General features: G+C 73.3%; 6 protein-coding genes. 5 read left to right on the top strand and 1 reads right to left on the bottom strand.

Annotated features, from left to right (window positions below; genetic code table 11):
* Positions 1-210 precede the first annotated feature (210 nt).
* The 4 genes from AB0G01_RS09425 to AB0G01_RS09410 all read left to right on the top strand — a co-directional run bounded on the left by AB0G01_RS09425 (position 211) and on the right by AB0G01_RS09410 (position 5,331).
* Positions 211-1,527, top strand: a complete 1,317-nt coding sequence (locus AB0G01_RS09425) for an NYN domain-containing protein (protein ID WP_360943266.1) — start codon at positions 211-213, stop codon at positions 1,525-1,527.
* A gap of 303 nt (positions 1,528-1,830) precedes the next feature.
* Positions 1,831-2,862, top strand: a complete 1,032-nt coding sequence (locus tag AB0G01_RS09420) for an NlpC/P60 family protein (RefSeq protein WP_360941735.1) — start codon at positions 1,831-1,833, stop codon at positions 2,860-2,862.
* A gap of 65 nt (positions 2,863-2,927) precedes the next feature.
* On the top strand, positions 2,928-4,190 hold the full coding sequence (locus AB0G01_RS09415; RefSeq protein ID WP_360941732.1) for a hypothetical protein: 1,263 nt from the start codon (positions 2,928-2,930) through the stop codon (positions 4,188-4,190).
* 10 nt (positions 4,191-4,200) lie between these two features.
* On the top strand, positions 4,201-5,331 hold the full coding sequence (locus AB0G01_RS09410; RefSeq protein ID WP_360941729.1) for a glycosyltransferase family 4 protein: 1,131 nt from the start codon (positions 4,201-4,203) through the stop codon (positions 5,329-5,331).
* A gap of 492 nt (positions 5,332-5,823) precedes the next feature.
* Here the strand turns inward: AB0G01_RS09410 and AB0G01_RS09405 are convergent, their stop codons facing one another.
* Positions 5,824-7,632: a long-chain fatty acid--CoA ligase gene (locus AB0G01_RS09405; RefSeq protein ID WP_360941726.1), complete on the bottom strand. Its 1,809-nt coding sequence runs from the start codon at positions 7,630-7,632 to the stop codon at positions 5,824-5,826.
* A gap of 94 nt (positions 7,633-7,726) precedes the next feature.
* Here AB0G01_RS09405 and AB0G01_RS09400 point away from each other — a divergent pair, with 94 nt between their 5' ends.
* The gene (locus AB0G01_RS09400) at positions 7,727-8,125 is read left to right on the top strand and encodes a polyketide cyclase / dehydrase and lipid transport (protein WP_360941723.1); all 399 of its coding nucleotides are present in this window, start codon (positions 7,727-7,729) and stop codon (positions 8,123-8,125) included.
* Positions 8,126-8,127 lie beyond the last annotated feature (2 nt).

Below are 8,127 nucleotides of genomic sequence, written 5' to 3'. Positions count from 1 at the left end.
CGCTCCGTTCCGCTCCTCACCGGCCACCCCCGCGAGGCCGCGTCGGTGGTTCGCGACCCGTTTCCCGCCGATCACGCTCTTCGATCGGCGGGAAACGGATCGCGAGCCGCCGACTTCCAGGCGGCCGAGCCGCCGCGACGGAGTCGCGGCCATTCAACGCTGTCGTAGCCTGTACGGGTGCAAGACCCGACAGCGTCCGCCGACGAGCTCGTGACCGGAGAACCGGACGCGCCCGTCGAGTCCACTGTGGACTGGGGGGCGTTGCCGGAGCCGCTGCGCGCCCGCTTGGCCGAGCTCAGCGCCGACGCCCTGGGCGATCTGGCGAAAGTCGACGTGCCGCAGTCGTTGCGCGCGGTCGCGCGGTTCGCGCCGACCAAGCGCGCCCGGCTGGGCGGCGGGCCGTTGATCGGCGGTTTGCGCGGATCGGCGAACTTCCGCGCGGCCGTGGTCGAGTGGCTCCGGCGCAACCGGCCGGCCGCCTTGGAGGTGACCGCGCCGGACCCGGTGGCGGCGGGCGCGGCGGCGATCCTGCTGGGGGAGGAGGTCGCGGCCCACTTCGTCGAGCTGGTGACCCGGCGGGGGACCGAGGCGGCGCTGCGGGTCGAGCGGGACGGCGCGGTGCAGCGGGCGCAGCGGCTGGAGCAGGAGCTGGAGCGGCTCAAGGCCGAGCGCGCGGAGTCCACCACCGTCACCGACAAGATCCGGCAGGAGGCCGAGGTCGAGCTGGAGCGGTTGCGCAAGCGCCTGCGCGAGCAGGGCGTGCGGCTGCGGGAGGCCAAGGACCGGGCCGAGGCGGCGCTGTCGGAGGCCGAGCGGGTTCGGGGCGAGGCGGGTGCGGAGGTCCGGCGGATCACCGCCGAGCGCGACCGGGAGCGGGAGCGCGCGGAGAACGAGCGGGGCAAGGCGCAGCGCGCGGCGGCCGACGCCGAGGTGGCCCGGCAGTCCGCCAAGGAGGCCCGGCAAGCCGACGAGGTGCGGCTGGCGCTGCTGGTGGACACGTTGGACGGTGCGGTGAACGGGCTGCGCCGCGAGCTCGCCCTGGGCGGTGCCGGGCCGCGCCCGGCGGACCTGGTGCGGGGTGCGAGCGCCGCGCAGTCGGCGGTGGGCCGGGTGGAGGACCCGGCGGCGTTGGACCGGTTGCTGGCGCTGCCCGCGGTGCACCTGATCGTGGACGGCTACAACGTCACCAAGACGGGTTATCCGGAGCTGTCGCTGTCCGACCAGCGCGACCGGTTGGTGCACCAGCTCGCGGTGCTCGCTGCGCGCACCGGCGCGGAGGTGACGCTGGTGTTCGACGGCGCGGGCGTGGTGGCCGTGCCGACCAGCGCGCCGCGCGGTGTCCGCGTGCTGTTCAGCGATCCCGGGGTGCTGGCGGACGACGTGATCCGGGCGCTGGTCACGGCCGAGCCGGAGGGCCGTCCGGTGGTCGTGGTGACCTCCGACCGGGCGGTGGCGGACTCCGTCCGGCGGCGGGGTGCGCACCCGGTGCCCTCCGCCGTGCTGCTGGCCCGGCTCGGCCGCGTGTGACACGCGTCGTGTTTTTCACACCACGCTTGGTCACACTGCGAGGTCACGGGACGACCGTTCGGGAATCGTTGTCAACCTGAAAGGTTTTCGGGCTCCTGCGGGTGGACGCCGGGCCCCACCTTTCGTAACCTAGCCGAGATCTCGCGGCGGACAGCCGTCCATCCTGGACGGCTACGCGGGTTCACCGCCGAATCGGCCTGTCGGGGTGCCGAGCCGGAACACCAAGCCAGATCAGTCGCGCAGGTGCGTTCACCCGCGCCTCCGACCGGTAGGCGGTTCATACGTTAGGAGTGACACGCGACTGTGGCGTCGCAACGACTCAAGCGCGGTGTGCGCGGGGCGATCGCGGCCACGGCGGTGGCCGCCGCGGCGGTGGGCGTCATGCCCGTTCCCGCCGGGGCTCAGCCGGACACGGCTTCGGATGCGCTGAAGAAGTACAACGAGCTGGCCGAGCAGGCCACGAAGCTCAACGAGGAACTCCTCCGGGCCGAGGAGCAGCGCGACAACAACCAGAAACTGCTCGACCAGGCCAACGCGGACCTCTCGCAGGCCTCCCAGGCGGGCGACCAGGCCCGCACCGACGAGGAGACCTTCCGCGTCCAGGTCGACAAGCTGACCGAGGCGTCGTTCGAGGGCGCGCGGTTCAACCACCTGTCGGCGTTGCTGGTGAGCGACTCCCAGCAGGACTTCCTGAACCGGATGTCGGCGCTGGGCGTGCTCGCCGCCGACAACGGCGAGGCGCTGGACAAGCTGGCGGGTGCGGTCAACGCGGCGGAGTCGGCCAAGACCGCCGCATCCGACGCCCAGGGCCGGGCGCAGAAGGCGACCGACGAGTCGGCCAAGATCGCGGACGACATCAAGAAGCGCCAGGGTGACCTCGACGGCCAGATCGACGAGGTCAAGACCCAGCTCACCCGGCTCAACACCCCCGAGCGGACCAAGCTGGCCGACCCCGGTGACACGTCGAACATCTCGGTGCCCTCGGGCACCGCGGGCGCGGCGCTGGCGTTCGCGCTGGAGCAGCGCGGCGACATGTACCAGTACGGCGCGACCGGTCCGAACGTGTGGGACTGCTCCGGTCTGACCTCGCGGGCGTACGCGTCGGCGGGGGTCACCATCCCGCGCACGAGCAACGGCCAGGCCGGTGCCGGGCGCGCGGTGTCCCGCGGCGAGGTCCGCGCGGGCGACCTGATCATCTACAACGGCGGCAACCACGTCGGCATGGCGGTGGACAACGCGACCGTCGTGCACGCGTCCACCGACGGTGTGCCGGTGAAGATCGTGTCGTTGGAGGCACCGGGATCGATCTACGCGATGCGCCGCATCGAGGGCTGATCCCGCACCTCACCCGGCAGGGCCGTCCCGCACCGGGGCGGCCCTGCCGAGTACGTTGCGGACCCGTGAGCCGCTTCCGGGTCCTGCTGGCCGCCGTCGTGGCCGTCACGTTCCTGTGCGGGCTGGCGCTGGCGGTCCCGCCCGCCGCCCCGCCCGGCGCGTCGTCCGCCGCCGACCCGCGCGAGCACGCCGTGCGCGACCTGCTGGACCGGCGGGCCCGCGCGGTCCGGGACCGCGACGAGGCGGCGTTCACCGCCGACCTCGACCCGTCCGCCGACCCGGCCTTCCGGCAGCGCCAGCGCGACCTCTTCCACAACCTCGAGGCCGTGCCCCTGGACGGCTGGGCGTACCGGCTGGAGGGCGAGACCGACCTGGCCGCCCTCGCGCTGCCCGCCGCCGACGAGTCGTGGGCACCGGACGTGCGGCTGGCCTACCGGCTGCGCGGCGTCGACGCGGTGCCCAGCACGCAGGCCATGGCCTACCTGTTCACCCGGCGGGGTGACCGCTGGTACCTCAACTCGGACACCGCGCTGGAACCGCTCGGCAAGCGCACCTGGCGCGGGCCGTGGGACTTCGGGCCGTGCCGGGTGCTGACCGGGGCGGGCGGGTTCGTGCTCGGCCACCCCGGCGGCGAACCGCTGGCCGCGCGGGTGCTGGCCGAGCTGGACACCGCCGTGGCCTCGGTGACCGAGGTGTGGGGCCCGGGGTGGGCGCGCCGGGTGGCGGTGCTCATCCCGGCCGACGCGCGCGAGCTCCAGGCGCTGGTCGGACCGGGGTTCGCGGACGGGTCCGTCGCGGGCGTCGCGCTGGCCGACCGGGTGGACCCGGTCACCCGCACCGCGCAGGGGCAGCGGGTGGTGCTGAACCCGGGCAGCGCGGACGTGCTGTCGCCGTTGGCGCTGCGGGTGCTGCTGCGGCACGAGATCACGCACGTCGCCGCGCGCGGGGAGACCGTGGACGGCGCGCCGATGTGGCTGCTGGAGGGGTTCGCGGACTACGTGGGCCACCGGGGCAGCGGCGTGCCACCGCACGAGGCCGCCCCCGCGCTGGCCGCCCGGGTGAAGGCGGCGCTGCCGGACGCGCTGCCGTCCGACGAGCGGTTCCGGGGCAGCGACGCCGAAGTGGCCTACCAGGAGTCGTGGTCGTTCACCCTCTACCTGGCGCAGCGGTTCGGCGAGCCGGGACTGGTGGAGACCTACCGGCGGATCGCCCGCGCCGGCCGGCTCACCGACGGGCAGGTGGACGCGCTGGTGCTCGACACGACCGGGGTGGACACGACCGAGTTGGTGCGCGGTTGGCGGGAATTCCTCCGGTCCGCGTTCCCGTAACGTGATGGCGGTGCGCCGGACGCTGCTGGTGACCAACGACTTCCCGCCCCGACCGGGTGGGATTCAGGCGTACCTGCACGCACTGGCGGTCCGGCTGCCCGACCTCGTGGTCTACGCGCCCTCGTGGGAGTCGCCGTCCGGTTCGCACCCCGAGTTCGACGCCGTCCAGCCGTTCGAGGTGGTCCGGCACCCCGGCACGCTGATGCTGCCCACGCCGGACGTGCGGCGGCGCGCCGCGGAGATCGTCCGGTCCCACCGGTGCGAGGCGGTGTGGTTCGGCGCGGCGGCACCGCTGGCCCTGCTCACCCCGTGGCTGCGGGACGCCGGCGCGCACCGCGTGGTGGCCTGCACGCACGGTCACGAGGTCGGCTGGTCGATGCTGCCGGTGGCACGGCAGTCCTTGCGCGCCATCGGTTCCGCGGTCGACGTGGTGACGTTCGTGAGCCGCTACACCCGCTCCCGGTTCGCCGCCGCGTTCGGGCCGATGGCCGCGCTGGAGCACCTGCCGTCCGGAGTGGACACCGCCGTGTTCGCGCCCGACCCGGTGGGCCGCGCGGAGATCCGCGACCGGTACCGGCTGGGTGAGCGGCCGATCGTGGTGTGCGTGTCGCGGCTGGTACCGCGCAAGGGGCAGGACGTGCTGGTGCGGGCGCTGCCGCAGATCCGCCGGCAGGTGCCCGGCGCGGCGCTGCTGCTGGTCGGCGGTGGGCCGCACGCGGACGTGCTGACGCGGTTGGCGGCGTCGGTGGGCGTCGCGGAGCACGTGGTGCTGACCGGGTCCGTGCCGTGGTCGGAGCTGCCGGCGCACTACAACGCGGGTGACGTGTTCGCGATGCCGTGCCGGACGCGCGGGCGCGGGCTGGACGTGGAGGGGCTCGGGATCGTCTACCTGGAGGCGTCGGCGACCGGGCTGCCGGTGGTGGCCGGGCGGTCCGGCGGCGCGCCGGAGACCGTGCGCGACGGCGTGACCGGGACGGTGGTGGACGGGCGCGCGGTGTCCGAGGTGGCGACCGAGGTCGGTCGGCTGCTGGAGGACCGCGACCTGGCGGTGAAGATGGGCCTGGCCGGCAGGGAGTGGGTGGCCCGCGAGTGGCGCTGGGACGACCTGGCGGTCCGGCTGGCGTGCCTGATCGACGGCTAGACGAGTGCCGCGCGGGCGGCGGTGGTGCCCGGAGGCGGACGAAGGGTAATCAAGATCAGTTCGTGAGGACCGACCCGGACACCCTGCCGACCGCACTCCAGGTCGAGATCGACGACCACCTCGCCGGTGGGCGTCGGACGGGCAGGCCGCCGAAGCCGACCGACGCGGTACCCGCCCGGCCAGTCCGGCCGCAACCGCCGCCTGCGCGCCGCGCTGCCGCCGGCCGAGCAAGTGGGGCCATACCGGTCCGGTGCGCCCGTCCAGGGCCGAACAGGGGGTCGGGCCCTCGGCCGAACGGCCCGCGCGGTACCGGCCGGGCTGCCGCCGACGGCCCGAGTCACCGCCGCGTCAGCGATACGACAGCGCGGTCGGGCAGTCTTGGGGACGTCCCGGTCGGGGGACCGGGACAGCACAGCTCCTCGAATCCGCGACAGCGGATGACGATCACTGGGGGTCGGGTGGCCCGCACCTGCTGGGTGCGGGCCACCCGTCTTATTTCGCGTAGATCGCGTCGATGTCCTGCCGGTAGGTGGACGCCACCACCGAGCGCTTCAGCTTCAGGCTGGGCGTCATCTCGCCGCCCGCCTCGGTGAAGTCCACCGGCAGGATGCGGAACCTCCTGATCGCCTCGGCCTTGGACACCGACTGGTTGGCCTCGTCCACCGCGGCCTGGATGGTGGCCACCAGCGTCTCGTCCTCGACCAGGTCCGCCACGGACGTCGACGGCGACTTGCCGTTCTGCTCCTTCCACGCCGGAAAGAACTCCGCGTCGATGGTGACCAGCGCGCCGATGAACGGCTGCGAGTCGCCCACCACCATGCACTGGCTGATCAGCGGGTGCGCCCGCAAGCGGTCCTCCAGCACGGCCGGCGACACGTTCTTGCCGCCCGCGGTGACGATGATCTCCTTCTTCCGGCCGGTGATCCGCAGGTAGCCGTCGTCGTCCAGCTCGCCCAGGTCGCCGCTGTGGAACCAGCCGTCTTCCAGGGCCTCCGCGGTCGCGGTCGGGTTGTTCCAGTACGACCGGAACACCACGTCGCCCTTGACCAGGATCTCGCCGTCCTCGGCGATCCGCACCGCGGTGCCCGCGATCGGCCGGCCGACCGTGCCCACCCGGAACGCCGTCTGGGTGTTCACGCACGCCGCCGCGCTGGTCTCGGTCAGGCCGTAGCCCTCCAGCACGGGCACGCCCACACCGCGGAAGAAGTGCGCCAGCCGGTCGCCCAGCGGAGCGCCGCCGGACACCGCCGCGATGCACCGGCCGCCCAGCGCCGCCCGGAGCTTGGAGAAGACCAGCTTCGAGAACAGCGCGTGCTTGAGCTTGAGCCCCAGACCCGGGCCGCCGCCGTCCAACGACTCGCTGTACGCCACGGCGGTCGCCTCGGCGGCGTCGAAGATCTTGCTCTTGCCCGCCGCGTGCGCCTTCTGCTTCGCGCCGTTGTAGACCTTCTCGAACACCCGGGGCACGGCCACCACGAACGTCGGCCGGAACGACTGGAGGTCGTCGACCAGGTTCCGCACGTCCGGCGTGTGGCCGAGCGTGACCCGGGTGTACACCCCGCACAGCGCGATCGCGCGGGCGAGGATGTGCGCCAGCGGCAGGAACAGCAGCAGCGAGTTGCCCGCCTGCATGAGCTGCGGGAACGCGGCCACGTCGGAGCGCACCTCGGAGAGCAGGTTGTAGTGCGTGAGCTCGCAGCCCTTGGGCCGGCCGGTGGTGCCGGAGGTGTAGACGATGGTCGCGGTGTCGTCCGCGCCGATCTCCCGGCGGCGGGCCCGCGCGTCGTCGTCGGACACGCCCGCGCCCAGCGCGGTCAGCTCGTCGATCGCGCCGGCGGCGTCCGCCTCCGGGCCGTCGATCTGCCAGGCGCTGCGCAGATCGGGCAGCCCGGACACGATCGCGTCGAGGGTCGCCCGGTGGTCGGCGGTCTCCACGAACACGGCCTTGGCCTGCGCGTCGGACAGGATCCACTCGACCTGCTCGGCGGCCGACGTCTCGTAGATGGGCACCACGACCCCGCCCGCGTGCCAGATGGCGAAGTCGAGCAGGGTCCACTCGTAGCGGGTCTTGGACATCAGGCCGACCCGGTCGCCGGTCTGGAGCCCGGACGCGATGAGGCCCTTGGCCACCGCGGTCACCTGGGCGGCGAAATCACGGGCCGTCACGTCGACCCAGGTGCCGTCCACCCGGCGGCGGAAGCTGACGGCGTTGCCGAAGCGCTCCGCGTTCGCCTGCACCATGTCGGTGAGGTTCTCCTCGGCAGCCACAGTGGCGGTGGCGGGGACGCTGAACTCGCGCACGTCAACCTCCGGACGATTGTTTGTTACCGGTGCGGAAACTTAGCCTGTGATTCCGGCGATACACCAGGCCGGTGCCCCTTACCGTGACCGTGTCGTGGCACTCTTCCCACCCGTGCCGAGCGTGGACGTCGTCGACGAGACATTTCTCGCAGTCCCTCCCGAGGTGGTCGCCGCCGCCTTCGCCGCTCCCGAGTCGTGGGCGCGGTACTGGCCCGACCTCATTCTGGACGTCTACCTCGACCGCGGCGCGCAGGGCCTGCGCTGGACCGTCGGCGGCGCGCTGGTGGGCACCATGGAGGTGTGGCTGGAGCCGGTGCTCGACGGCACCCTGCTGCACTACTTCCTGCGCGCCGACCCGCCCGGCGAGAGCACGCCCCAGCGCCTGCGGCGGGAGGTCCGGCGTCGCCAGTTGGCCGCCAAACAGGTGTCCTTGGGGTTGAAAATGACCTTGGAAGCGGGTCGCGAGCCCGGTGTGCCGCCCGTTCTGCCGTAGAT

It is taken from the genome of Actinosynnema sp. NPDC023587 (assembly GCF_040640215.1).
Lineage (GTDB): Bacteria > Actinomycetota > Actinomycetes > Mycobacteriales > Pseudonocardiaceae > Actinosynnema.
The sequence above is the reverse complement of the archived record's forward strand: the minus strand, read 5'-3'. Positions and strand labels throughout refer to the sequence as shown.